This window comes from Komagataeibacter sp. NFXK3 (assembly GCF_054182245.1).
In genome coordinates, this window is the sequence record NZ_JAPIVJ010000006.1 from 141,176 (window position 1) to 166,898 (window position 25,723).

20 protein-coding genes and 1 tRNA gene are annotated in these 25,723 nt (G+C 65.5%); 8 read left to right on the forward strand and 13 right to left on the reverse strand.

Going from position 1 to position 25,723, the window contains the following annotated elements:
• From OQZ28_RS08665 to OQZ28_RS08715, 11 genes are all read right to left on the reverse strand, one after another.
• On the reverse strand, nucleotides 1-1,362 hold the full coding sequence (locus OQZ28_RS08665) for a cbb3-type cytochrome c oxidase subunit I (protein WP_458135836.1): 1,362 nt from the start codon (nucleotides 1,360-1,362) through the stop codon (nucleotides 1-3).
• A 166-nt stretch (nucleotides 1,363-1,528) separates the two neighbouring features.
• Nucleotides 1,529-2,242 carry a class I SAM-dependent methyltransferase gene (locus OQZ28_RS08670; RefSeq protein ID WP_130730060.1) on the reverse strand — a complete coding sequence of 238 codons (714 nt, stop codon included), beginning with the start codon at nucleotides 2,240-2,242 and terminating at the stop codon, nucleotides 1,529-1,531.
• A 222-nt stretch (nucleotides 2,243-2,464) separates the two neighbouring features.
• On the reverse strand, nucleotides 2,465-3,472 hold the full coding sequence (gshB, locus tag OQZ28_RS08675; RefSeq protein ID WP_458135837.1) for a glutathione synthase: 1,008 nt from the start codon (nucleotides 3,470-3,472) through the stop codon (nucleotides 2,465-2,467).
• A gap of 112 nt (nucleotides 3,473-3,584) precedes the next feature.
• A complete protein-coding gene (gene greB, locus OQZ28_RS08680; protein ID WP_458135838.1) occupies nucleotides 3,585-4,115 on the reverse strand; it encodes a transcription elongation factor GreB in 531 nt (176 codons plus the stop codon).
• Nucleotides 4,109-5,002, reverse strand: a complete 894-nt coding sequence (locus OQZ28_RS08685; protein WP_458135864.1) for an aldose 1-epimerase — start codon at nucleotides 5,000-5,002, stop codon at nucleotides 4,109-4,111. The genes greB and OQZ28_RS08685 overlap by 7 nt, the downstream gene beginning before the upstream one ends.
• 37 nt (nucleotides 5,003-5,039) lie before the next feature.
• Entirely contained in the window at nucleotides 5,040-7,283 is a 2,244-nt protein-coding gene (gene uvrB / locus OQZ28_RS08690) for an excinuclease ABC subunit UvrB (RefSeq protein ID WP_458135839.1), read from the reverse strand.
• Between the two features lie 69 nt (nucleotides 7,284-7,352).
• Complete coding sequence (locus tag OQZ28_RS08695; RefSeq protein ID WP_458135840.1) at nucleotides 7,353-8,744, reverse strand: ABC1 kinase family protein; 1,392 nt, start codon at nucleotides 8,742-8,744, stop codon at nucleotides 7,353-7,355.
• The gene (locus OQZ28_RS08700) at nucleotides 8,725-10,560 is read right to left on the reverse strand and encodes a M3 family oligoendopeptidase (protein WP_458135841.1); all 1,836 of its coding nucleotides are present in this window, start codon (nucleotides 10,558-10,560) and stop codon (nucleotides 8,725-8,727) included. Before OQZ28_RS08700 ends, OQZ28_RS08695 begins: the two co-directional genes overlap by 20 nt.
• Before the next feature lie 185 nt (nucleotides 10,561-10,745).
• Complete coding sequence (gltB, locus tag OQZ28_RS08705; RefSeq protein WP_458135842.1) at nucleotides 10,746-15,278, reverse strand: glutamate synthase large subunit; 4,533 nt, start codon at nucleotides 15,276-15,278, stop codon at nucleotides 10,746-10,748.
• Nucleotides 15,279-15,280: 2 nt separating this feature from the next.
• Nucleotides 15,281-16,735 (reverse strand): NAD(P)-dependent oxidoreductase, encoded by a 1,455-nt coding sequence (locus tag OQZ28_RS08710; protein ID WP_458135843.1) that lies wholly within the window; start codon nucleotides 16,733-16,735, stop codon nucleotides 15,281-15,283.
• Between the two features lie 167 nt (nucleotides 16,736-16,902).
• A complete protein-coding gene (locus OQZ28_RS08715) occupies nucleotides 16,903-17,796 on the reverse strand; it encodes a complex I NDUFA9 subunit family protein (RefSeq protein ID WP_458135865.1) in 894 nt (297 codons plus the stop codon).
• A gap of 234 nt (nucleotides 17,797-18,030) precedes the next feature.
• On the opposite strand from OQZ28_RS08715, the gene OQZ28_RS08720 reads away from it, so the two are divergent.
• The 7 genes from OQZ28_RS08720 (at nucleotide 18,031) to hpf (ending at nucleotide 23,969) form a co-directional block, all read left to right on the forward strand.
• Nucleotides 18,031-18,117: transfer RNA gene (locus OQZ28_RS08720), tRNA-Leu, on the forward strand.
• 241 nt (nucleotides 18,118-18,358) lie between these two features.
• On the forward strand, nucleotides 18,359-19,006 hold the full coding sequence (locus OQZ28_RS08725) for a ribonuclease D (protein WP_130730068.1): 648 nt from the start codon (nucleotides 18,359-18,361) through the stop codon (nucleotides 19,004-19,006).
• A gap of 52 nt (nucleotides 19,007-19,058) precedes the next feature.
• Nucleotides 19,059-20,099, forward strand: a complete 1,041-nt coding sequence (locus OQZ28_RS08730; RefSeq protein ID WP_458135844.1) for a KpsF/GutQ family sugar-phosphate isomerase — start codon at nucleotides 19,059-19,061, stop codon at nucleotides 20,097-20,099.
• Entirely contained in the window at nucleotides 20,096-20,833 is a 738-nt protein-coding gene (gene lptC / locus OQZ28_RS08735; protein ID WP_130730070.1) for an LPS export ABC transporter periplasmic protein LptC, read from the forward strand. Before OQZ28_RS08730 ends, lptC begins: the two co-directional genes overlap by 4 nt.
• Nucleotides 20,833-22,191 carry a hypothetical protein gene (locus OQZ28_RS08740; RefSeq protein ID WP_458135845.1) on the forward strand — a complete coding sequence of 453 codons (1,359 nt, stop codon included), beginning with the start codon at nucleotides 20,833-20,835 and terminating at the stop codon, nucleotides 22,189-22,191. Before lptC ends, OQZ28_RS08740 begins: the two co-directional genes overlap by 1 nt.
• Nucleotides 22,188-22,970 (forward strand): LPS export ABC transporter ATP-binding protein, encoded by a 783-nt coding sequence (gene lptB, locus OQZ28_RS08745; protein WP_373320372.1) that lies wholly within the window; start codon nucleotides 22,188-22,190, stop codon nucleotides 22,968-22,970. The genes OQZ28_RS08740 and lptB overlap by 4 nt, the downstream gene beginning before the upstream one ends.
• A 378-nt stretch (nucleotides 22,971-23,348) precedes the next feature.
• Entirely contained in the window at nucleotides 23,349-23,969 is a 621-nt protein-coding gene (gene hpf / locus OQZ28_RS08750; RefSeq protein ID WP_458135846.1) for a ribosome hibernation-promoting factor, HPF/YfiA family, read from the forward strand.
• 103 nt (nucleotides 23,970-24,072) lie between these two features.
• Here hpf and OQZ28_RS08755 read toward each other — a convergent pair whose 3' ends face one another.
• Both OQZ28_RS08755 and OQZ28_RS08760 read right to left on the reverse strand, forming a co-directional pair.
• Complete coding sequence (locus tag OQZ28_RS08755; protein WP_458135847.1) at nucleotides 24,073-24,339, reverse strand: DUF1150 family protein; 267 nt, start codon at nucleotides 24,337-24,339, stop codon at nucleotides 24,073-24,075.
• 79 nt (nucleotides 24,340-24,418) lie between these two features.
• Complete coding sequence (locus OQZ28_RS08760) at nucleotides 24,419-24,901, reverse strand: Hsp20 family protein (protein WP_130730233.1); 483 nt, start codon at nucleotides 24,899-24,901, stop codon at nucleotides 24,419-24,421.
• A 214-nt stretch (nucleotides 24,902-25,115) separates the two neighbouring features.
• On the opposite strand from OQZ28_RS08760, the gene def reads away from it, so the two are divergent.
• Nucleotides 25,116-25,658 carry a peptide deformylase gene (gene def, locus OQZ28_RS08765; RefSeq protein ID WP_458135848.1) on the forward strand — a complete coding sequence of 181 codons (543 nt, stop codon included), beginning with the start codon at nucleotides 25,116-25,118 and terminating at the stop codon, nucleotides 25,656-25,658.
• Nucleotides 25,659-25,723: the final 65 nt, after the last annotated feature.

Genomic DNA, 25,723 nt, shown 5'->3' on the forward strand with positions numbered 1-25,723 from the left:
TCATGCCTTTTCGCGCGCGGGGGAGGGTACCTGCCATTCAGCCGTGCGGGCACCCGGCCCCCAGTAATTATCCGGCAGGGTGCTGCCCGGGCGCAGGCCCGCCTGCACCACGATGCCTGCGAACACCAGCACCGACAGGCCCATCAGCACCGCGCCCAGCACGCCCAGCGCCCCATGGAATGCCAGCAGCGACAGCACGGTTCCGCCCACCGTCAGCGCAAAATGCAGGCGGCTCGCACCCACCGGGGCCACGTGGCCCACCATCTTGCCAATCCAGTAATAGAAGCCCGCAAACAGTGCAAAGACGGCGGCATACAGCGTTGCGGCATGCACATCGGACATGCCGCCGGGCAGCAGCGACATGACGGAACCTGCCAGCAGCAGGGCCACGAAGCCCACCGCCCATTCCATCGGCACGGAAGCGCGCATATGGCCCAGCCGCACCGTCTGCGCCCATGCCACCAGCACGACCAGCACAGGCACCACGATCAGCCCGAGCTGCACCGCAGCCGATGGGGCCGCCAGATGCGCCAGCCCGCCATGCAGCAGGTCATGCACCCAGACGGAACTGCCACCCACCGACATGACCACCAGCGCACCCAGCACCTGGCGCGGCATCTGCAGCGGGCGGTTACAGAAGGTCTCGACAACCTGCGATACGATCCCGATAGAAGGCAGCAGCAGCAGTGCGATCTCGGGGCCGGAAAAGGCATGCAGCAGCGCATCGATATGGGTGGAGACATCGCCGCCAGCCAGCCAGATGCGCGTCAGCCCCCCTGCCATGACCGGCATGACCATGACCGCCATCATGCCCGCAAGCCCCTGCGCCCACACAAACAGCGGCAGGTCGCGCAGGCGCTGGCCCATCGGCCCCATGTTCAGCACGGTCGCCACCATGCAGATGCCCTGCATCAGCATGCCCAGGCACCAGCCCAGCAGCGCGAGCAGCGAAACCTGCGCGGGCAGCGCGGGTGAAAGCCCGGCCAGCACGGCCACGAAACTGCCCGCAACCAGCCCCCACCCCGCCAGCGCCACGCGCGGCAGTGCCAGCGCGCGCGCGCGCAGCAGCAGCGGCACGAACCAGTTGCCAAACCCGCCCGTAAGGGCTGGCAGCGCACAGAAGAAGACCATCATCATGCCATGGCGCCGCGCAATGCGCTCCATGGCGCCGGGCGTGTCGCCCCCGGCCCAGGCATCGATCAGGGCATGGGGCAGCAGGCCCGCCTGCAGCCCGACCGCCAGCAATCCGCCCACAAGGCCCGCCACAATGGCCATGACGAGATACAGCATGCCGATGGTCCTGTAGTGACAGGCCCCCGCATCCTGCACCGCATCCGCCCCGAACTGTGTGCCTGTGGGCATACGATGTACTCCCTGCTGCCATGCGCCGCTTATGGCATGGCCAATCGTTACCATGATTTCATCATATACCGCGACTTATACACAAAAACGACCCTGTGGGCCGCCCGTGTGGTCGCGCAATCGTCATTTCAGCCCTGCCGCTGGGGCAGGGCTGTGCCGCTGTGGCTCAGGCCACCATCGGGCTGGCACAGTCATCCGCTTCACGCTCGAGTGTTACGAGGGTGAACAGGCCTGCGGGCGGCACCGGCTGCAGGGTGGCGCGGCGCAGGTCAGCGGGAGGCAGCAGGGATTCAATGGCAAAATCAGGGTGCCAGCCCAGCGAGTGCGAGGCCCGCGCCATGCCGCGCTCGACCGCAAGCCTGACCCCGCCCTCGGCCAGGAAATGATTGACGAACAGGATATGGCCGCCCGGCCTGACCACGCGCTTGAGTTCAGCCAGCAGCGCGCGCGGGTGCGGCACCACCGAGGCCACGAACATGGCTACCGCAATATCGAACGCGCCATCCTCGAAGCCGGTGGCCTCGGCATCCATTTCCAGCAGCGCATCGACATTGGACAGATGCATGCGGGCGGCACGCTGGCGGGCGCGCTCGAGCATGTCGCCTGACAGGTCGATGCCGGTAATGCGCTTGTCGGACCGGTAATATGGCAGGGCCAGGCCGGTGCCCACGCCCACTTCCAGCACCTTGCTGCCGGGCAGCGTGTTCACCGCCTCGACCGCGCGCTTGCGGCCAAAGGTGGAAATGCTGCCAAACAGCGCATCATACACGCTGGCCCAGCGGCGATAGGCCGCCTTGACCGCATTTGCATCCATCGCGGCGCGGGGGGACGGGATATCCACGACCGTCTCGGCGGCTTCATTGGGCAGGACATCGCTCATCGGGCTGCTCCCTTGTCGTGGCCATGGAAAAGGGCATGGCCAGCCCCCTTCCGTGCTGCGTCTGCCATGATCAAATCCGTCCCATCGTGCTGCATTACAATTCCACCTGACCTGCCCACGCGCCACACGGCCCGCGCAACTGCCTGTAATCCCTATCCGGTGTCACGCCACAGGGCGCGACAGCCACGACCACCGTGCCTGCCATGAACACCGGTTCAATCTCTACGCGCTCACGCCGCCCGCGACCAGACGGGATGTGATCGCATCCCATATCAGGCCAGCGGTATTGATGCCGTCAAAACGGTCAATTTCCTGCAGGCCGGTCGGGGATGTGACATTGATCTCGGTCAACCATTCCCCGATCACGTCAATCCCGACAAAGATCAGCCCCTGCTCGCGCAGCATCGGGCCGATGGCGTTGCAGATCTCGCGGTCGCGCGCGGTCAGTTCCGCACGCACGGGTTTGCCGCCCACATGCATGTTCGAGCGCGTCTCGCCCTCGGCGGGGATGCGGTCGATGGCCCCCACGGGCTGTCCATCGACAAGGATGATGCGCTTGTCGCCCTGCCGCACGGCGGGTTCGTAGCGCTGGATCATCAGCGGCTCGCGCGAGCGGGCGAAGTGCATTTCCAGCAGGGCGTTGAGGTTGGGGTCATCCTCGCGGATGCGGAACACGCCAGCCCCCCCGTTGCCAAACAGCGGCTTGACGATGATGTCGCGCCATTTCGCGCGGAATTCCAGGATCGCCTTCACATCCCATGTCACCAGCGTGGGGGGCATGAGGTCGGGGTAATGCGTGACCAGGATCTTCTCGGGCGCGTTGCGCACGGCGGCAGGATTGTTCACCACCAGCGCGCGGTCGGGGCCGATGCCGTGGATATGCTCGAGGATATGGGTGGCGGTGATATAGGCCATGTCGAACGGCGGGTCCTGGCGCATCAGGATCACGTCCATGCCCGCAAGGTCGATCACCTGCTCGGGGCCGAAGGTGGCGTGGTCGTCCGCCTTGCGCTGCACCGTAACCGGGCGCGCGCGGGCGGTGACGCGGTCCGTGCGGTGGCCCTGCGGGCTGGTGCGCCCCTCGCTCAGGCTCAGCGCCTCGACCTGATAGACAAACAGTTCATAGCCCCTGGCCTGCGCCTCGAGCATCATGGCGAATGTGGAATCACCATTGATGTCGATGGCGCCAAGCGGGTCCATCTGGACGGCAACCTTCAGGGGGCGTGACATAGGATCAGTTTCTCCGCGCGGAACAGGTCCGGTTCGAGCCGATGGTAACAAAAGGCAACCACCCGCAGCCAAATGTCATAATATGCCTTCCGCCCCACGGCCAGCCCCCCTTTCAGGGTAAAGGCGGATAAGCAATGGCGATCACCTCGATCATTTCCTCCCCGCGCGGGGTGACCAGCTTCACCTCATCGCCCACGCCCGCGCGCATGAGGGCACGCGCCACCGGCGAGACGAGGCTGACCTGGCCCGCCGCCATATCCGCCTCGTCCACGCCGAGGATGGTAACGGTCCGTTCCTCATCGCGTTCGCTCACATAGGTCACGGTCGCGCCAAAAAACACCCGGTCGCGCCGTGGCTGGGCGGCGGGATCGACAATGATGGCATTATCGATGCGTTTGGTGAGGAAGCGGATGCGGCGGTCGATCTCGCGCAGGCGGCGCTTGCCATACTGGTAGTCGCCATTTTCCGAGCGGTCGCCATTACCTGCCGCCCACGATACGATCTCAACGATTTTTGGCCGTTCATCACGCAGCAGGGCATTGAGTTCAAGCCGCATGGCCTCGATGCCCGCGGGTGTGATGTAGCAGGACAGGCCGCCGGTCGCGGGCTTGCCATCCTTTGTGGCGGCACGGGTTTTCAGCATCGCGCCACCGTCATGCGGATATGCCCTTCCATCTTCTGGCCGGGGGCGAGCACGCGCACACCGCTATCGGCAATGGCCATGCGGTTGAAGCCATCATTCATGTTGCTGACCGGCTCCAGCCCGATATAGGGCTGGCCGGGCGGCGTAAACAGCACGAGGTGGCGCAGTTCGGGGCTGCCCTCGAGTGTCAGGGCATAGCCCTCGCGCGGCCAGCGCAGGAAGGCGCTGCCCGACCATCCGGCGTAGCAGTTGTCAATCGCCGCCTCACCCACGTCGCGCATATGGGCGAATGACCACTGCCCCTCCGCCGGGATGCGCAGGAGCGGCAGGTGATCGGGCGCGCTGGTCCACACGCTGCTGGCCGCGAACCCCACCCTGAGCCCGGCATGGCGGGGAAAATAGGGGTGGAACCCCATGCCCACGGGCTGGCTGCGGGTATCGGTGTTCTCGATCAGGATGCCGATCGAAAGCCCGGCCTCGCGCAGGTCATAGCGCAGCTGGGCGCGGTAGCTGAACGGCCATTCCCCCGCGCGCTGGCCGATGGGCGCGTGATCAAGCGAGAGCGTAGCGCTACTGTCCGACAGCATGGCGATTCGCCAGCGGTGCTGCCAGCCATTGCCATGAATGGCGCAGTTCTCGCCGCCAAAATTGGGGGTGAGGTGATAATCCACCCCCTCGAAACGGAACTGGTTGCCCGCCACCCGGTTGGAAAACGGCACGAGCGGATACCCCGCCACCGCGCGCCCGTGCTGGGCCACAAGGTGGGGGTCGGCCAGCGGGCGCAGGAAATCCATCGTGCCGCTGCGCCAGAAGGCGATGCTGCCGCCAAGATCGGGCAGCAGGCCAAGGCGGGCGGCGCCTGCGCTCAGTTCCAGCGTTGCGGACATCTCGCGTTCATGCTGCCCCGCGCATGGCGGCATGGCCCTATCGCCCACGGCGCTTTCCCCTTCCCTTCGCCTGCTCGGGATCATAACCACCCCCGCCCGGACCGAGCGGCACGGGGCCACGGTTGCGCCGGGCGATGGCCTTGGGGCTGGTGCCCGGCATGCCTGCGCTTGATTGCGGCAGCGGCGGCGGCTCCATGCCGAGTTCGAGGGCCTCGAGCCTGCGGATTTCATCACGCAGGCGGGCGGCGGTTTCGAATTCCAGCTCCGCCGAGGCGTCGCGCATCTTCTTTTCCAGGTCAGCGATGGCGGCCTTGTAGTCCTTGCCCACCATCTCCCGCACACTGCCATCGGCCGTGGGGGCCACCGTGACATAATCCTGCTCGAACACCGAGGAAATGGCCTCGCCAATATGCTTGCGCACCGATTGCGGGGTGATGCCGTGCTCCTCGTTCCACAGGCTCTGCTTTTCGCGCCTGCGCGCGGTTTCCTCGATGGCGTAGGCCAGGCTGTCGGTCATCTTGTCGGCATAGAGCAGCACGCGGCCATCGACGTTGCGCGCGGCGCGGCCAATGGTCTGAATAAGCGAGGTGCGCGAGCGCAGGAAGCCTTCCTTGTCGGCATCAAGGATGGCGACGAGCGAGCATTCGGGAATGTCCAGCCCCTCACGCAGCAGGTTGATGCCGATCAGCACGTCGAATGCGCCCAGCCGCAGGTCACGGATGATCTCGATGCGCTCGAGCGTATCCACATCCGAATGCAGGTAGCGCACGCGGATGCCCGCCTCGTTCATGTATTCGGTCAGGTCCTCGGCCATGCGCTTGGTCAGGGTGGTGACCAGCACGCGCCCGCCATCGGCAATGGTCTGGCGGCATTCGGCCAGCAGGTCATCCACCTGGTGCTCGACCGGGCGGACGATGGTGACGGGGTCGATCAGCCCGGTGGGGCGGATGACCTGCTCGGCAAACACGCCCTCGGTGCGACGGATCTCCCACGGGCCGGGGGTGGCGCTGACAAACAGGCTCTGGGGGCGGAATTTGTCCCATTCCGCAAAGGTGAGCGGGCGGTTGTCGAGGCAGGACGGCAGGCGGAAGCCGAATTCGGCCAGCACGGACTTGCGCGCGTGATCGCCGCGCTCCATGCCGCCAATCTGTGGCACGGTCACGTGGCTTTCATCCACGATCAGCAGCGCATCCTCGGGCAGGTATTCGAACAAAGTGGGCGGCGGCTCGCCCGGTGCGCGGCCCGACAGGTAGCGTGAATAGTTCTCGATACCCTTGCACACGCCGGTGGTCTCGATCATCTCGAGGTCGAACGTGGTGCGCTGCTGCAGGCGCTCGGCCTCGAGCAGCTTGCCCTCGGCAGTGAAGGTGGCCAGCGTGTCGCGCAGTTCCTGCTTTATGCCGGTCATGGCCTGCGTGAGCGTGGGGCGCGGGGTGACGTAATGGCTGTTGGCGTAGATGCTGATGGATTCGAGGTCGCTGGTCTTCTCGCCGGTCAGCGGGTCGAATTCGCTGATCTCGTCAATCTCGTCGCCAAACAGGCTGATGCGCCAGGCGCGGTCCTCGTTCTGCACGGGAAAGACATCGACCGTCTCGCCACGCACGCGGAAGGTGCCGCGCTGGAAGGCGGCATCGTTGCGGCGGTACTGCAGCTCGACCAGCGCCTTGATCAGCTTGTCACGCGCGATCTCGCCGCCAACCTCGAGCTTGACCACCATGCGCGAATAGGTCTCGACCGAGCCGATACCGTAAATGCACGACACCGAGGCCACGATGATGACATCGTTGCGCTCGAGCAGCGCCTGCGTTGCGGCATGGCGCATGCGGTCGATCTGCTCGTTGATCTGGCTGTCTTTTTCGATATACGTGTCCGACCGGGGCACGTAGGCCTCGGGCTGATAGTAATCATAGTAGCTGACAAAATACTCGACCGCATTTTCCGGGAAGAACTGCTTCATCTCGGCATAAAGCTGGGCGGCGAGCGTCTTGTTCGGCGCCAGCACGAGGGTGGGCTTCTGCGTGGCCTCGATGATCTTGGCCATGGTGAAGGTCTTGCCCGACCCCGTAACGCCAAGCAGCACCTGGTCGCGCTCGCCCGCCTCAACGCCCGCCACGAGTTCGGCAATGGCGGTGGGCTGGTCACCCGCGGGCTCATAGGGCGAATGGACCCTGAATTTGTTGACCTTGGGCTTGGCCGCCTGCCGCTCGGGCTGGAAGGTGACCGGCATGTCGGCGGGGTCGATGTCGGTGGTTTTCTTCTTTTTGCGTGATGCTGTTGCCATGGCTACACCAAGTGGGGCGTCACCGGCCCTGCCGCAAGGGCCATGGCCGGCTGCGTCCCGCCGCCCCCCTTAATGCTGCGAGCCAAGCGGCGGCGGCACGCGGGCGGCGCGCAGGGCCTCGGTCTGGCGGGTGGCAAGGGCCGCCTCGCTGAAGTCGCCCGCAAGCTCCTGAAACAGCGCATGCCAGTTGACCTTTGCCTTCAGCCGCAGGAACACGCTGCCCAGCCCCACGGCGGAGCGGTCCACCAGCACGAATTCACGCGGCGGCTGCACCCCGCCGGTGCGCTTGAGGCCGTTATAGACCTTCTCGGCCACGGCGCGGCCATATTGCGGGTCGTTGTCTTCCTGGATGAAGCGTTCGCGGTCATCGAGCAGCGGGCCGTAGATGAAGCGCGCCCAGTCATTGAGCACCCGCACCGTATCGCGCGACAGGTTGGCAAAGCCCCATGCCTCGTAGGCGTGCATGGCCAGATCCTCGTCATCCGTCTCGATCGCCTTGTGCAGGTCGATGATGCCCTGCACGAAGCGCGGGCGGAAAATGCGGATGGCGCCAAAGTCGAGCAGGTTGATGCCGTAGTCATCGCGTATGGTGAAGTTGCCCATATGCGGGTCGCCATGGATCACGCCGTAGCGGTACAGCGGCGCATACCACGCGCGGAACAGGGCGCGCGCCATGCTGTTGCGCTGCTCCTGGGTGGGGTTGGCGTCGAGCACCTTCTGCAGGCCCTGGCCATTGACCCACTCCATGGTCAGCAGGCGGCCCGTGCACAGGCTGTCAACAGGCTCGGGAATGGTCACGTCGGGCCAGTCCGCCATCATGATGCGGTACAGCCGCATGTTGGCGGCCTCGCGCTGGTAGTCGAGTTCCTCGTACAGGCGGTCCTGCAGTTCCTCGAGCACGTCATCCTGGCAGATGGTGCTGTCGAGGCGATAGAACAGGCCCACGGCCATGCGGAACTGGCGCAGGTCGGACTCGACGGTGGATTTCATGTCCGGGTACTGCAGCTTGCACGCCACCTGCCGCCCGTCGGGCAGCACCGCGCGGTGCACCTGGCCAAGGCTGGCTGCCGCCGAGGCCGTGCGGTCGAACGAGCGGAAGTTGCGCTCCCAGTTCGGGCCGAGTTCGGCGGCCATGCGGCGGCGCACGAAGGTCCAGCCCATGGGCGGCGCATTGGCCTGGAGCTGGGCCAGCTCCTTGGCATATTCCTCGGGCAGGGCGCCGGGAATGGTGGAGAGAAGCTGCGCGCCCTTCATCAGCGGGCCCTTCAGCCCGCCGAGCACGCTTTTCAGGTCCTCGGCATGCACGCCCTGATTGGAGCGGAAGCCCATCTTGTGCCCGGCAATGCGCGCGGCGATACCGCCCACCGTGCCCGAGGTGCGCACCATGCGGCGGAATTCACCAAACAGGCCGGTATTATCGAGGTTCCGTTCATCCGCCACGTCAGACACGCTCCAGTTCATCTATAAATCCGGCGATCACATCCAGCCCCTTCTGCCAGAACCCCGGATCGGCCGCATCCAGCCCGAAGGGGGCCAGAAGTTCGCGGTGCCGCAGGGTGCCACCAGCCTTGAGCATGTCGAGATACTTGTCCTGGAAACCAGGATGCCCGGACCGGAACACCCCATATAGCGCGTTTACCAGGCAATCGCCAAAGGCATAGGCGTACACATAGAATGGTGAATGGATGAAATGCGGAACATATGTCCAGTACACATCATAATCTGGCGTGAAGTTGAAGGCCGGGCCAAGGCTCTCGGCCTGGGTCTGGCGCCAGATCTCGCCAATGCGCGCGGGCAGGAGTTCACCCTTGCGGCGCTCCTCATGCACCAGTGTCTCGAAGCGGTAGAACGCGATCTGGCGCACCACGGTGTTGAGCATGTCCTCCACCTTGGCGGCCAGCATCAGCCTGCGCCGGGCCGGGTCGGTCTGGGCATCGAGCAGGGCGCGGAAGGTCAGCATCTCGCCAAACACGCTGGCGGTCTCGGCCAGGGTGAGCGGCGTGCTGGACATGAGGTAGCCCTGCCTGCCCGCCAGCACCTGATGCACGCCGTGGCCGAGTTCATGCGCCAGCGTCATCACATCGCGCGTGCGGCCACGGTAGTTGAGCAAAAGGTAGGGGTGGACGGAGGGCACCGTGGGGTGGGCAAACGCGCCTGAGGCCTTGCCGGGCACGGGTGGCGCATCAATCCATGCGTGGTCGAAGAACTGTTTTGCCACTTCGCCCATGCGCGGGTCGAAGCCTTCATAGGCGCCGAGCACCTGCCTTGTGGCCTCCGCCCACGGGATCAGCGGTTCATCCTGCGTGGTCAGGGGGGCGTTGCGGTCCCAGTATTCCAGCTTTTCAAGGCCGAGCCATTTGGCCTTGAGCGCGTAATAGCGGTGCGACAGGCGGGGATAGGCCTCGGTCACGGCCTGCACCAGCGCGTCCACCACCTCGTCTTCCACCATGTTGGCACAGTTGCGCGCCGAGGTGGGGCGCGGGTAGTGGCGCAGCCCGTCCATGATGGCCTTGTCCTTGGCCAGCGTGTTGGTAATGAGCGAGAACAGCTTCACATTCCGGCTCAGCTCATCGCCAATGGCGCTCGCCGCCGCGGCACGCTGCCTGCGGTCGGGGCTGGACATGGTGTCAAGCGCATTGCCCAGCGTGACCTGCTCGCCGCCAAGGCGCACGCGCAGGCCGGCCATCGTCTCGTCAAACAGGCGGTTCCATGCGGCGGCGCCCGTGACCGATTTCTCGTGCAGGACCGCCTCGACCTCATCAGAAAGCTGATAGGGGCGGAACACGCGCAGGTCGCGCAGGAAGGGCGCCCAGTGCGCCAGTGCCGCATCGCTCATCTGGGCGGACAGCGTCGCATCATCGATGCGGTTGATCTCGAGCGTGAAGAACAGGAGATGCGTGGAGATGGTGGTCAGCCGTTCATTGATCGACTGCGCGAACCGCGCCACGCCGGAATCCGACGTATTGGCCGCGAACAGAAGCTGGGCATAGGAGCCTGCGCGGCCCAGTACCTCGTCAATGCGCTGGTATTCGGCAATGGCCTGCGCCAGTTCCGCCCCCGGCAGGCTGGCCAGCCTGCCCTGCCACGCATTGCTGAAGGCCTGCGCATCGGCCTCGGCCTGATCGAGGTCGGTGGCAAGTGCCGGAGCATCCGGCCCGGCATACAGGTCCGACAGGTCCCACCGCGGCAGGCCGGCCAGGCCGGGCGTGGTCGCGGGGGCGGACGCATCAGCGCTGCGCGGGGCAGAGGGGAAGGCGGAAAAATTCGCTTTGAACATAGATCGGGCACCAACCATCAGATCGGGCGAAGCCTGCGCACCAGCGCAGGCCCCGCGATTCCATGATGTGAATCTAGTGCGTCATGCCCTGCTAGGCGACCCCACTGCCCGATATTATGCCCCCAACGCAGGCGGGGCTGGACATTGCTGCCCGGCCCCGCCATTTTTTGCGAAACTTCTGCCGTTTACGCGCCGACCGCCAGCGCGGGGGCCTCGAAGCCGATCACTTTCGCATATTCCTTGGGCACGACATGCCAGAAGCGCGGCAGCGTCTTGTCCCAGTCATGCAGCAGCAGTTCGGCATAGCGGCTACCGGTCTCGCGGGCATGGGTCTCGACCTGCTCGCGCAGCATGGCCTCCCATTTGGGGTCGTGAACGCGGCACCACATCACGGTATCGGGGTTCACACGCTCGGCAAACGTGCCGCTGGCGTCATACACAAAGGCCATGCCACCGGTGAAACCCGCGCCGAAATTGTCGCCAGTCTCACCCAGGATCACCACGGTGCCGCCGGTCATGTATTCACACCCGTTCGACCCGCAGCCCTCGACCACGCCAATAGCGCCCGAGTTGCGCACCGCAAAGCGCTCGCCCGCCTGCCCTGCCGCATACAGCGCGCCCGCCGTTGCGCCATACAGCACCGTGTTGCCCACGATCGCGTTCTCGTTCGACACGAGGCTGGAGGAAGGCGAAGGCCGCACCACGATGGTCGCCCCCGAGAGCCCCTTGCCCACATAGTCGTTCGCATCGCCCAGCACCTCGAGCTTGAGGCCCTGCACCGCGAATGCACCCAGCGACTGCCCCGCCGAGCCACGCAGCCGCGCCGTAAGGTGGCCCGGTGCGAGCTTGGCCATGCCGAACTGGCGCACGATGAGCGAGGAGATGCGCGTGCCGATGGCGCGATGCGTGTTCTGCACGTTGTACTGCAGCTGCATCTTCTCGCCATGGTCAAACAGCGGGCGCGCATCGGCAATCATCTGCGCATCCAGCGTCTCGGGCACCTCGTTGCGCCCCTCACGCGTGCAGTAGCGGCCATAGGGGCCGGGATCGGCCTGCGCCAGCAGCGAGTTGAGGTCGAGGTCATCGAGATAGTCCGCCCCGCGCAGCACCTGGTGCAGCAGGTCGGTGCGGCCAATGATCTCGTTAAGCGTGGAGAAGCCCAGCGATGCGAGGATGTTGCGCACGTCCTCGGCAATGAAGGAGAACAGGTTGATCACCTTCTCCGGCGTGCCCTCGAACTTCCTGCGCAGTTCCTCATCCTGCACGCACACGCCCACCGGGCAGGTGTTGGAGTGGCACTGCCGCACCATGATGCAGCCCATGGCCACGAGGCTGGCCGTGCCGATGCCGAACTCTTCCGCACCCAGCATGGCAGCGATCACCACGTCGCGCCCGGTTTTCAGGCCGCCATCGGTGCGCAGCTTCACGCGGTGGCGCAGGCGGTTGAGCATCAGCACCTGATGCGCCTCCGCCAGCCCCAGCTCCCACGGCATGCCCGCGTACTTGACCGAAGACTGCGGGCTCGCCCCCGTGCCACCGGAATGGCCCGAGATCAGGATGGCATCCGCCTTGGCTTTGGCCACGCCCGCCGCAATCGTGCCGATGCCCGAACGCGCGACCAGCTTCACGGTCACGGTGGCCTCGGGGTTGATCTGCTTGAGGTCATAGATGAGCTGGGCCAGATCCTCGATCGAGTAGATATCGTGGTGCGGCGGCGGCGAGATCAGCGTCACGCCCTCCGTCGCATGCCGCAGCTTCGCGATCAGGCCGGTCACCTTGAAGCCGGGCAGCTGCCCGCCCTCGCCGGGCTTCGCGCCCTGCGCCATCTTGATCTCGATCTCGCGGCAGTCATTGAGGTACTGCGCGGTCACGCCAAAGCGGCCCGAGGCGATCTGCTTGATGGCGGATGAGGCATTATCGCCATTGGGGCGCGGCTTGGCACGGGCCGGGTCTTCACCGCCCTCGCCCGAATCCGACTTGGCGCCGATACGGTTCATGGCGATCGACAGCGTCTCGTGCGCCTCGGGGCTGAGTGCGCCGAGCGAGATGCCGGGCGCGATCAGGCGCTTGCGCAGTTCGGTGATGCTCTCGACCGATTCCACGGGGATGGGCGTACGCCCGCCACGGAAGTCGAGCAGGTCGCGCAATGCCACCGGCGGCAGGCGGCGCACCGCATCGGCGTAACGCTGGTAGATGGAGAAGCTGCCGGTGCCCACCGCCGTCTGCAGCATGTGGATGAGGTTGCCATCAAAGGCATGTACTTCCCCGCTGCGGCGCAGCTTGTAGCGCCCGCCGACGGAAAGCGTTTCCACCTGTTTGTTCCACGCCTTGTGGTGGAAGCTGAGCACATTGCGCGCGATGCCGGTCAGGCCGATGCCCGAGATGCGCGAGGGCATGCCGGGGAAGAACTCCGCCGTCAGCGCGCGTGACAGCCCGATGGCCTCGAAATTGTAGCCGCCCCGATACGACGCCACGATGGAAATCCCCATCTTGGACATGATCTTGAGCAGGCCCTTGTTGACCGCCTTGCGGTAGCGCTCCACCGACTCGCTGAGCGAAAGCTGGCCGAACAGGCCGCGACGGTGGCGGTCGGCAATGCTTTCCTGCGCCAGGTACGGGTTCACGGTCGTCGCACACACGCCGATGGTCACCGCAATGGCATGCACGTCGAGCGCCCCGGCCGAGCGCACGTTGAGCGAAGTGAACGTGCGCAGCGACTGGCGCACCAGATGCGTATGCACCGCCGCCGTGGCGAGGATCATCGGGATATATGCCCGCTCGCTGGATTGGTGCTCATCGGTCAGGAACACATGGGTGCAGCCCTGGCGCACGCGGTCCTCGGCCTCGGCGCGGATACGCGCAATGGCGGCGCGCAGCCCGGCCTCGCCCTCGCTGGCGGGGAAGGTGCAGTCGATGATGCAGGCATTCCTGCCACAGAACTCGACCAGCGCCTGGAACTCACCCGTGGTCAGCACCGGGGAGGGAAGCTGGAGCAGGTCGCACTGGCTCTCGTTTTCCTCCAAAATGTTGCCAAGGTTGCCAAGGCGGGTCACGAGGCTCATCACCCGCGTTTCACGCAGGCTGTCGATGGGCGGGTTGGTGACCTGGCTGAAGGCCTGGCGGAAGTAATGCGCCAGCCCCCGGTAGCGGGAGGAGAGCACGGCAAGCGGCGTGTCATCGCCCATCGAGCCGATGGCCTCGGCGGCGTTTTCCACCATGGGCTGCAGGATTGTCTCGAGGTCCTCGAGCGTCAGGCCCACGGCAAGCTGGCGGCGGCGCAGCATCTCGGCCCCGTACAGCACCGGCTCGCTGCCATCGGGGCGGACAATGCTCGAGATTTCCTGCGTGCGCTTGACCCAGGCCGAGAAGTCCTGCCGCTGCGACAGCTCATCAAGCAGCTCTTCATTGCTGTAGAGCTTCGCGGTTTTCAGATCCAGCGCCAGCGACTGCCCCGGCCCGAGGCGGCCACGGCTCACGATCTCGGCCTCGGGCACCTTCACCATGCCGGTCTCGGAGCCCACGATCAGCAGGCCGCCTTCGGTCAGGGTGTAGCGCAGCGGGCGCAGGCCGCTGCGGTCAAGACCCGCCACCATCCAGCGGCCATCGGTGGCGCACAGGGCGGCGGGGCCGTCCCACGGTTCCATTACCGCGTTGCAGTAGGAATACATGTCCTTGTGGCGCTGCGGCATGGCGGAGTTGCCGCCAACACTTGCCGGAATCATCAGGCAGCGCGCCATCGGCGCGTCACGGCCGGCGAAGGTCAGCAGCTCGAACACGTTGTCAAAGCAGGCCGTGTCCGATCCCTGCGCCTGCACCACGGGCTTGAGGTCATCCATGTAGGGGTCAAGGATGGGGTCGGCCAGCCGCGTCTCGTGGCTTTTCATCCAGTTGACGTTGCCCGAGATGGTGTTGATCTCGCCATTATGGGCCAGCCGACGGAAGGGCTGGGCCAGCTTCCATGTAGGGAAGGTGTTGGTCGAGTAGCGCTGGTGATAGATGGCGAAACGACTGACAAAGCGGGGATCGAGCAGGTCGGGGTAGAACTCGGTCAGGTGCTCGGCAAGGAACATGCCCTTGTAGATGAGCGAGCGGCACGACAGCGAGCACACATACAGGTCGACCTGGTTGGCGATCGCGCTCTTCTCGATCTTGCGGCGGATCACATACAGGTCGCGCTCGAACTCTTCCTCCCCGCTGCCGGGCAGGTTGCGGATCAGGATCTGCTCGATCTCGGGGCGGGTGGCGTTGGCCTTCTCGCCAATGCAGTCGGTATTGATGGGCACCTGGCGCCAGCCATAGATGCTGTAGCCGAATGCCAGGATCTCGCTCTCGATGATCTGGCGGCACCGCTCCTGCGCTGCGATATCGGTCTTGGGCAGGAAGATCATGCCCACCGCGATCTGGCTGTCCACGCCGCTTTCGGCGCCGCCTGCATGAATGGCGTCGGCAAAGAAATCCTGCGGGATCTCGACATGGATGCCCGCGCCATCGCCGGTCTTGCCATCGGCGTCGACCGCACCCCGGTGCCACACGGCCTTGAGCGCTGCGATGCCCGCTTCCACCACGTCGCGGCGCGGCTTGCCGTCAAGAGCGGCCACCATGCCCACGCCGCAGGCATCATGCTCATCGGCGGGGGTGTACAGGCCGGAGATGGCCTGCGCATTGCCGCGCCATTCCTGCACGAAATCGGTGGACTGGTTTTCGAACTGATCCATCATGCTTACTCCGCCACCTCGGCCTGTGCCGCCGTCATTTCCTCTAGCCATGCGTGCATCTGCGCTGCCGCATCACGCCCATCGCGGATGGCCCACACCACAAGGCTGGCCCCGCGTACGATATCGCCTGCGGCAAACACGCCGGGCAGGCTGGTCATGAAGCTCTTGCGATCGACCATGAGCGTGCCCCAGCGCGAGACCTCAAGCTCCGGCTGGCCCCACAGCGTGGGCAGCGGCTCGGGGTCAAAGCCGAGCGCCTTGACCACGAGGTCAGCCTCGAGCGTGAACGCGCTGTCCTCCACCGGCTCGACCGACTGGCGGCCCGAGGCATCGGGCAGGCCCAGCTTCATGCGGCTGGCGCGCACGCCGCTCACATTGCCCTCGCCCTCGAACGCCTGCGGGGCTGCGAGCCAGACGAACTCCACGCCTTCTTCCTCGGCGTTCTTCACCTCGCGCACGGAGCCGGGCATGTTGGCGCGGTCGCGGCGATAGAGGCATTTGACCGACTTCGCCCCCTGCCGGATGGCAGTGCGCACGCAGTCCATGGCCGTATCGCCACCGCCAATGACCACGACCGACTTGCCCGCCGCATTCAGCGCGCCACTGTCATATTCGGCCACGCTGTCGCCCAGCGAGACGCGGTTGGAGGCGGTCAGGTAATCCAGCGCGCGCACGATGCCGCCCAGACCCGCGCCGGGGCCGCCAATGTCACGCGACTTGTACACACCGGTTGCGATCAGCACGCCATCATGGCGCGCGCGCAGGGTGGAGAACGCGATGCTGTCCTCGCCGTCGGTATCGCCAATGCCCTTGCCCAGATGGAACTGGATGCCCGATTCCACCAGCAGCCTGTGCCGGCGCAGCACGATGTCCTTCTCCAGCTTGAAGCCGGGGATGCCATACATCAGCAGGCCGCCGATACGGTCGTAGCGGTCATAGACATGCACCTGGTAGCCCTGCTCGCGCAGTTGCACGGCCGCGGCAAGGCCACCGGGACCGGCACCGATGATGGCAACGCTCTCGTCGCGCTCGGCCACCGGCCTGACCGGCTTGACCCAGCCATTATCGAAGGCGGTATCGGTAATGTAGCGCTCGACCGCGCCGATGGTGACGCTCTCGAACCCTTCCTCGATCACGCAGTTGCCTTCGCACAGGCGGTCCTGCGGGCAGATGCGGCCACAGATTTCGGGGAAGGTGTTGGTGGCGGAGGACAGTTCATACGCCTCCTCCATCCGCCCTGCCGCCGTCATCATCAGCCAGTCGGGGATGTTGTTGCCCAGCGGGCAGTGCACCGAGCAGAACGGCACGCCGCACTGCGAGCAGCGCGAGGCCTGCGCCTCGGCCTTGGCGGGCACGAACTCATCGTAAATTTCGTTGAAGTCCTGGCGGCGCGCCTCGGCAGGCCGTTTGTCGGGCTGCTCCTGCGCCACGGAGACGAATTTCAGCATGCGCTCGGCCATCGGTCTGCCCCTGGTCTGCATATGGAAGGAAGGCGTCGGGCACGGCATGCGCGCCCGGTAGTTCGCACATGACCTACGCAACGCCTTGCCCAAAGAAAAGACAGCAGTACTGACCTTAATGCAGGAAAAGACCAGAAATACGCGAAATTCTCCCCTCCGTGCGGAAATCAGTCCAGCACCAGATCCATGGGCGAGGGTGTTATGCCCAGCATCTCGAGTGTGCGGGCGCCGGGGGCCACGACGTTATCGACATAAAGCAGCCTGACCTGATCGCGCGTGAGCAGCTTGCCCGGCAGGTGCTCGAGCACGCCGGCCTGAAGGGTGGCGAGCCAGCGCGGCACCTCGATGAGCGGGCGCGGATGCCCACCCCACCGCGCAGCCCAGGCCACGAGCTGGCGCATGGTCATGACCACGGGGCCACCAAACTCGAAGATCGCCCCCTCCATGCCCTCGCTGGTGGCGATGCGCAGCATGCCCTCGGCCACATCCCCCACCCACACGGGCTGGAAGCGGGTGGCCGGGCCAAACACCGGCACCACCGGCATGAAACGCGCCATGCGGGCGAACATGGCGGGAATGGCCCCCTCCGCGCCAAAAATGAGCGAGGGCCGGACAATGATCGCCTGCGGCATGTGGCGGCTGACGGCGGCCTCGCCCTCGCCCTTGCTGCGGGCATAGGCCGAGGGGCTGCCCACATCCGCGCCAATGGCCGAGACATGGATCAGCCGCGCAACGCCCGCGGCGGCACTGATACGCGCCACCCTCGCCGCACCCGCCACATGGATCGCCTCGAAGGTTGCCGCCCCGTGGGGGGAAAGGATGCCCACGAGGTTGATGACCAGCGTGCTGCCCTCGATGGCGGCAACGCAGGCGGCCTCATCGGTGATGGAGGCGACAACGGGCACCACCTGCCCCACGTCACCCAGCATGCGCAGGGTCGTGGCATGCGCCGCCGTGCGGCCTGCCACGCGCACCACGTAGCCGGCCCGCGCCAGCCGCCCCACCACGGAACGGCCCACGAATCCGCTCCCGCCAAATACCGTTGCCACCTTGCGCGCCATGGCCTGCTCCTGCCCGTGATCCATATCGTTTTCCGGCTCCTGTTCTCGCATCTTTTGCAAACGGCTTCCCAGCCATTTCGTTTGCGCCGCCATGCCAGGCAGCCTGCGCCGGACCACGGAACGAAAAAAATGCGCCTGGTTTCAAAAAAATGCATTTCCCCTGTTGACCGCCTCCGCAGGCCGGACTAAACAGCGCTCACACCACCCCGGCGGCCTCCGCTGGGGAGCCTCTGAGCCCAGATGGCGGAATTGGTAGACGCGCAGGTTTCAGGTACCTGTGGCCGCAAGGTCGTGGAAGTTCGAGTCTTCTTCTGGGCACCATCTCTCAAAACTGAATAGCATTCCCCTCCGGGGGCGATCAGGACAGCCCGTCACGGGCCTGTCCCGTTATCTTTTTGCCTGTTCCGCAGCCGGAATTGGTGTAAACCGCCCCGAACACATCACTCACGGTGCTGGCCGCCCAGGGCACAGACAGGCGTTACGACACAACGGACTGCCCCGCTTGCGGTTGCGTTGCAGACCTGCCACCGTGAATTCAATTGCGTGACGGAGCATTTCACATATGGCCACAAGCCCATCACCCGACGCCATTCACTTCTACCGTGGCGACCTGCCCGCGCATGTCACCTTCAGTGGCAGTGTTGCGGTGGATACGGAAACGATGGGCCTGAACCCGCACCGTGACCGGCTGTGCCTCGTGCAGCTTTCCGGCGGCGATGGCCACGCCCACCTGGTGCAGATGCCCAAAGGCGCAAAGGCGGCCGACTGCCCCAACCTCGTGCGCGTGCTGGCCGACCCCACCCTACCCAAGCTCATGCATTTCGCCCGTTTTGACGTGGCCATCCTGCAATACACGCTGGGCATTACGGTCGCCCCCGCCATCTGCACCAAGATCGCCTCAAAACTGGTGCGCACCTATACCGACCGCCACGGCCTGGCCCATCTGTGCCGCGAACTGCTGGGCGTGGAACTGAGCAAGCAGCAGCAGTCATCGGACTGGGGGGCGGACGTGCTCAGGCCCGAGCAACTTGCCTATGCCGCATCCGACGTGCTGTACCTGCATGCCCTGTGGGCAAAGCTCGAAGCCCTGCTGCACCGCGAGGGGCGGCGTGAACTGGCGCAGGCCTGCTACGATTTTCTGCCCACGCGCGCGCGGCTTGATATACTGGGTTACGAGGATCCTGACATTTTCGCGCATCGGGCCGCCTGATGGCCCATGCCCGGTTTGACCGGGAACCCATTCAGACCGATACAGATCGTGCATGAATAGCAGCCCCCCTTCCCCTCCCTCCGCCACCACGGGCGATGACACGGCCCAGCACGCGCGCATGCTGGGTGAGGCCCGTGCCGTGCTGCGCGCCGAATCCGCCGGGCTGCAGGCCATGATCGCTGCAATGGAAGAGGGCGATGGCGGGCTGGGGGCGGCCTTCATCGCGGCGGTCGAAGGCATCTGGTCGGGCAACCGGCGCGTGGTGGTGACCGGTATGGGCAAGTCGGGCCATATCGGGCGCAAGATCCAGGCCACCCTTGCCTCGACCGGCACGCCCGCCATTTTCGTGCATCCGGCCGAGGCCTCGCACGGCGACCTGGGCATGCTGCAGAAGGGCGATGCGGTGCTGGCCATATCCAATTCCGGCGAGACGGCGGAAATGGCCGACATCATCTCGCATGCCCGCCGCTTCGGGCTGCTGCTCATCGCCATGACCGCGCGCGCGGGCTCAACGCTGGCGCAGGCGGCCGATATCGTGCTGCTGCTGCCCCATGCGCCCGAGGCCTGCCCCATTGGCCTCGCGCCAACCACCAGCTCCACCATGCAGCTTGCGCTGGGCGATGCGCTGGCCATCGTGCTGCTCCAGCGCCGGGGCTTCAGCGCCAGTGACTTTGGCATCTTCCACCCCGGCGGGCGGCTGGGCACGAGGCTGCGCCGGGTGTGCGAACTGATGCATGCAGGCGAGAGCATGCCCCTTGGCCCGCCTGACATGGAACTGCGCCGCGTGATCGTGGAGATGACCCGCAAGGCTTTTGGCTGCATGGGCGTGGTGGATGCACATGGCCGCCTGCTCGGCCTGATTACCGACCACGACCTGCGCCTGGCCCTGGGCCGCGACCTCGACCACACCCTTGCCGCTGACATCATGAACCCCACGCCCCAGACCATCGGCCCCGACCTGCTGGCCGCCGAGGCGCTGCGGGTCATGAACGACCGCCCGCGCCCGATCTCGAGCATTTTCGCCCTTGATGAAGGGGGGCACGCGGTGGGCATCCTTCACCTTCACGACCTGCTGCGCGCGGGCATTGCATGACCGACCGCCCCGAGGACAGGGACGACAACACCGATCCCAACACCATCCAGCGCGAGGATTATGCCCGCAGCGCCGCCGATATCGAGCGCCAGCGCAGCATATTCGACCAGGGCGCGCGCACGCGCCTGCTGCCCAATGCGGCCGACCAGGCCCGCCGGCAGGCCATCATGCGCTCGGCCAAGTGGATGCTGCCGCTGCTTGCCCTCGTGCTGCTGGGCTCGATCGCCGCATGGCCCGCCGTCGAGCGCGCCGTGATCATGCATACCGGCACCATGGCGCAGATGAGCCGCGTGCGCGTTAAAAGCGGCAGCATGCTCAACCCCACCTATCGCGGGCTGGACGAACATGGCCGCCCCTACATGATCACCGCCGACGAGGCCCGCCAGGTCGACCCCGAGCGCATCGACCTGAGCAACCCCGCAGCCGACACCCTGACCGATAACGGCAACTGGCTGTATGTGACCGCGCGCGACGGCGTGTATATGCAGCACACCCAGCTGCTGGACCTGACGCGTGACGTCACCCTCTATCGCAATGACGGAACCCTCATGCTCAGCCCCACCGCCGATGTCGACATGCGCCACAACATCATCGTAACCGACAGCTGGGTCCATGCCGAAGGCCCGGTGGGCGTGCTCGACGCGCGCGGCGGCATGGTGGATACACGCGGTGGCATCATGCTGTTTCGCGGTCCGGGCCGCATGATCCTCAATGCAGCGGAAAGATCGAACTGATGGCGCGCCTCTTCCCTCACCTGCCGCTTGGCGGCGTCCTGCTCGGACTGGTGGCAGCCACCCCCGCCATGGCGCAGGGGCTCGACATGTCGCATGGTCAGCAGATCAATGTCACCGCAGCAGGCGGCTTCGACTGGGACCAGAACGCGCAGACCGTCACCGCCTATGACCGCGCCCAGGCCATCCGTGGCGACGTGACCGTGCGCGCCGACAAGCTCATCGCCTTCTACCGCAAGAAGGCCGCCACCACCCCCGCGCCGGGACAGGCCACGCCCGGCACGAATACGGCCGCGACACCGGGCGCGCAGGCCGCAGGCAAGCCGCCCGGCCCCGACGCGCCGCTGGCCGCCCATCTTGGCGTCGCCCCTCCGCCCGAGACGCGCAGGCCCCATATCGTGGATGACACGCCCGCCCCCGCTGGCGCCACCAGCACGCCAGCGCCTGCCAGTACGCCCGACGCCACGGCCGCCGCCAGCGACCCGGACGTGGATACGAACCTCGCCACCCCATCCGACGTGCTGCCGCAGGACCTGCCCATTCCTGACCGGCCCGACCCCATCGGCGCACCCGGCAATGGCCCGGCCAACGGCCCCGCGGGCACGGCCCAGGGCAATGGGCAGGGCGATGGCACCGGCGGCGGCACGGCGGGCGATGGCGGTTCATCCGGCGGGTCGAGCGAGGTCTACCGCCTTGAGGCGATTGGCCACGTGCATGCCTTCAACCTCAATGACCAGGCCTGGGGCGACCATGCCGTGTATGACGTCGATCAGGCCATCCTGGTCATGACCGGCGAACACCTGAAGATGACCGCGCCGCAGGATATCCTGACCGCGCGCGACGTACTGGAATATCATTCGCACGAGCACATGTCGGTCGCGCGCGGCAACGCCACCATGACCACAAATGATGGCCGCCAGATCCGTGCCGACGTGCTGGTGGGCTACGACAAGCCCAAGCCCGAGCGCAGCAACAAGCGCAAGGAATGGCGCCAGACCCACCCCAACGGCAAGAACCCGCTGCCCGACGACGCCACCACGCCGGAGGACGCGGCGGCGGATGACAAGCCCTCGCCCGGCGCGGGCACGATGGACCATGTCGATGCGTTCGGCCACATCATCATCCGCACCCGCACCGAGACCATAACCGGGGATCGCGGCGTGTACGTGCCGGATACGGGCATTGCCCGACTGGTGGGCAACGTGCATATCACCCGTGGGGAAAATCAGGTCAGCGGCACGTCGGCCATCGTGAACCTGCATACCGATATCTCGACCCTGACCGACAACCCCGGCTCGCGCGTGAGTGGCCTGGTCATTCCCAACCAGGCAGGCAAAGGTGGCAAGGCACAAGGCAAATGAACATGACCCCCCCGACCGACAGCCCCGACCCCACGGAACTGCCCATTCCCGCGCCCTCGGCCGGGCTGATCGCCAGCGGCATTGGCAAGAGCTACAAGAAGCGGCAGGTGGTGCGTGACGTGTCGCTGCAGGTGCAGCGTGGCGAGGCCGTGGCCCTGCTCGGCCCCAACGGCGCGGGCAAGACCACCAGCTTCTACATGATCGTGGGGCTGGTGCGGCCCGACATGGGCACCATCACGCTCGATGGCGCGGACATCACGCAACTGCCGATGTACCGCCGCGCGCGCATGGGCATTGGCTACCTGCCGCAGGAGTCGAGCATCTTCCGCGGGCTCAATGTCGAGCAGAACATCATGGCCGCCCTCGAGATCGTGGAACCCGACCCCGACCGCCGCCAGACCATGCTTGACGGGCTGCTGGGCGAGTTCGGCATCACAAGGCTGCGGCATTCCTCCTCGCTCGCGCTTTCGGGCGGGGAGCGGCGGCGGCTTGAAATCGCCCGCGCGCTGGCCAGCCAGCCGCACTACATCCTGCTTGATGAGCCGCTGGCCGGCATCGACCCCATCGCGGTGGGCGAGATCCGCGACCTCGTGGCCCATCTCAAGGACCGTGGCATTGGCGTGCTGATTACCGACCACAACGTGCGCGAGACGCTGGAAGTGATCGACCGCGCCTACATCATGCATAGCGGGCAGGTGCTGACCGAGGGGCGGCCGGAGGAAATCGTGGCCAACGAGGACGTGCGCCGCGTCTATCTGGGCGAGAAATTCACCCTTTAAACACATTGATGAAAGTTTCCGGGCGCCGCCTGTTTTCAAAAGGCGGCGTTTTGACCGAAGCTTTTTGAAAAAAGCCTCACCCAGAACGGCTCTCATCCGTCCGTCAGGCCACCCCTGTATCCGTTACGCTTTACGCAAGGGGCAGGCGCAAAAAAAAGCACTGCTCCCGCATGCAAGGAAAGCATGGACAGCGAGGGGGCAACCATGCCCAAATACATCCGTTCGCTGTCATGTGCCCCACGGGCACGACGCAGCAGCCACACGCACGCAGGCCTTACGGGAAGGATCGTCCCCTTAAATTCATAGCCATTCGCTCAAAGCACGTATTCCTTCTGCCCGTAAGCCACCGCGTTACGACCATGTAAGGAGTTGCCCCTTATGCATATCAGTGTCGCCGGAAAGCAGATCGCCCTGTCCGATGCCCTGAAACACAGGGTAAGCGCCCATCTGGACCGCATATCGGAAAAATATTTCGGACAGGCCATGGAAGCCCGCGTCACCTTCAGCCGCGCGCGTTCGTTCTTTACATGCGACATCAACCTCCATGCCACGCGCGGGCTGACCCTGCGCGGCGAAGGCGAGGCCGCCGATGCCCATTCGGCCTTTGATGATGCCGCCGAGCATATTGCAAGCCGCCTGCGCCGCTACCACCGCAAGGCCACCAAGCATGGCCACCAGAAAGCCCGCCAGCAGGTGCCCGAAGTCGGGCGCGGCTATATCCTGCGGCCCGGCATGCCCGCCCTTTCCACCTCGGAAGATGACGTAACGAGCGAGGACGAGGACAGCGCGCTGCCCGCAACCGGCCCCTACGCCACCATCATTGCCGAGCACCCGACCGAGATCCCGACCCTGAGCGTGAGCGAGGCGGTAATGCGGCTTGACCTGGCCGACAGCCAGATCCAGCTCTTCCGCAACAGCAAGACCGAGACGATAAACGTGCTCTATCGCCGCCCTGACGGCAATATCGGCTGGCTCGACCCCTCGCTGCGCCCCAACTGATCCTCCTTGGCAGGCCCCCTGCGGGCCTGCCCCCCCAACGCAAAATGGCCCTGCCCCCAAAGAGGGGAGCAGGGCCATCTGTTTAGGGAGCATGCACCAGGTGCTAGTGCAGCGGTACCAGCATCATGTCGTGCTGGATGATGGCATTGACCGCATCATCGCGGTCCTCGGCGACCGCAAGGGGTGTGCCATCAGCGGCATGGATGGCGAAGGCATCCTCGCCCTCAACCTGCACTGCGCGGATATAGGCCACCGCTTCCATGCCCAGCCCGCGCAGTTCGCCCGTGCTGATCATGTGGGGGCTGGTTGTGGGCTGCTGTGCCGGTTCGCCTTGCAGCAGCACCCGGCCATTGCGTGTCGTAACTCTCATGGCGTCATCTCCTGCATCATGAAGGGTCTCCATCACCCTTCGTCTCCGCATCGCAACGGGGAACCCCTGATTGCGCGGGTCAGTCCTCGTCAATCACCCTGACAACACGTTGCTTGCGCCCGGCGGGCACATCAACCACCGGCGCAACACGATCATGCGAGGCGGGCGGGCTGACCCGCGGGGCGCGGGCGATCTCGATCTTGCGCACACGTACTTCCGGCTGCGGGCGGGCGAGTTCGATATGCAGCAGCCCGTTATCCATCCACGCGCCGCCAACCTCGATTCCCTCGGCCAGCACGAACGCCTTCTGGAACTGCCGCGCCGCAATGCCACGATGCAGGAAAATACGCCCCTGCCCGTCGTCGCTCTGGCGGCCACGTATGACAAGCTGGTTGTCTTCCTGCGTTATGTGCAGGTCTTCCATCACGAACCCCGCCACCGCGAGCGTAATGCGCAGCGTGGTGGGGCTCACCTGCTCTATGTTGTAGGGCGGATACCCGTCCGATGCATTCTTTGATGCCCGTTCAAGCATCTGCTCCAGATGGTCGAACCCAAGGAACATGGGCGACCCGAAAACTCTTCCCGACAAATCGGCCTCCTCTGCTGTGAGCGAGACAGGAAACGGAAAAAGCGGACCCGAAACGGCATCCGCCCTCCGTTCCCCTACGATATGGGAGAATAATAGAAATGCACAAGGGAGCAGACCGTACCGCGCCGGTGCATTTTGAGTGCATCACCACTGGCATCACGCGGGCGGAAACGCTAAATGGCGATCTATGATTGATCATGATGTCATCGCTCAGGCGACCCCCATGCCGATCCTGGTCGCGCCCCAGGCGGTCCTGCGCCAGAAAACCCGCCTTGTCCGCCCCGAGGACATGGGCGACCTGCGCACCACCATCCCCCGTATGTTCGCCGCCATGTACGCAGCCCCCGGCATCGGGCTGGCGGCACCCCAGGTGGGGCTTGGCATGCGCTTTGCCATTGTGGACGTGTCCGACAAGGGCGAGGCCCGCAACCCGCTCGTGCTGATCAACCCCGAGGTGATTGCCGAGACCGAGGACATGGCCGTGCGCGAGGAAGGCTGCCTGTCGCTGCCCAACCAGTATGCCGAGGTCATCCGCCCCGAGGCCGTGCGCGTGCGCTACCAGGACATGGAGGGCAAGAAGCACGAACTCGAGGCCAACGGCCTGCTGGCCACCTGCCTGCAGCACGAGATCGACCACCTTGAGGGCATCCTGTTCGTCGATCATCTCTCCACCCTCAAGCGCAACATGATCATGCGCCGCCTGGCCAAGGAACAGCGCCTCAAGCACTGAGTGCGTAGCGCGGATCACCGCCGCCGCCGGAACCCGACCTGTCACGCCAAGGGTTCCGGCCCAGA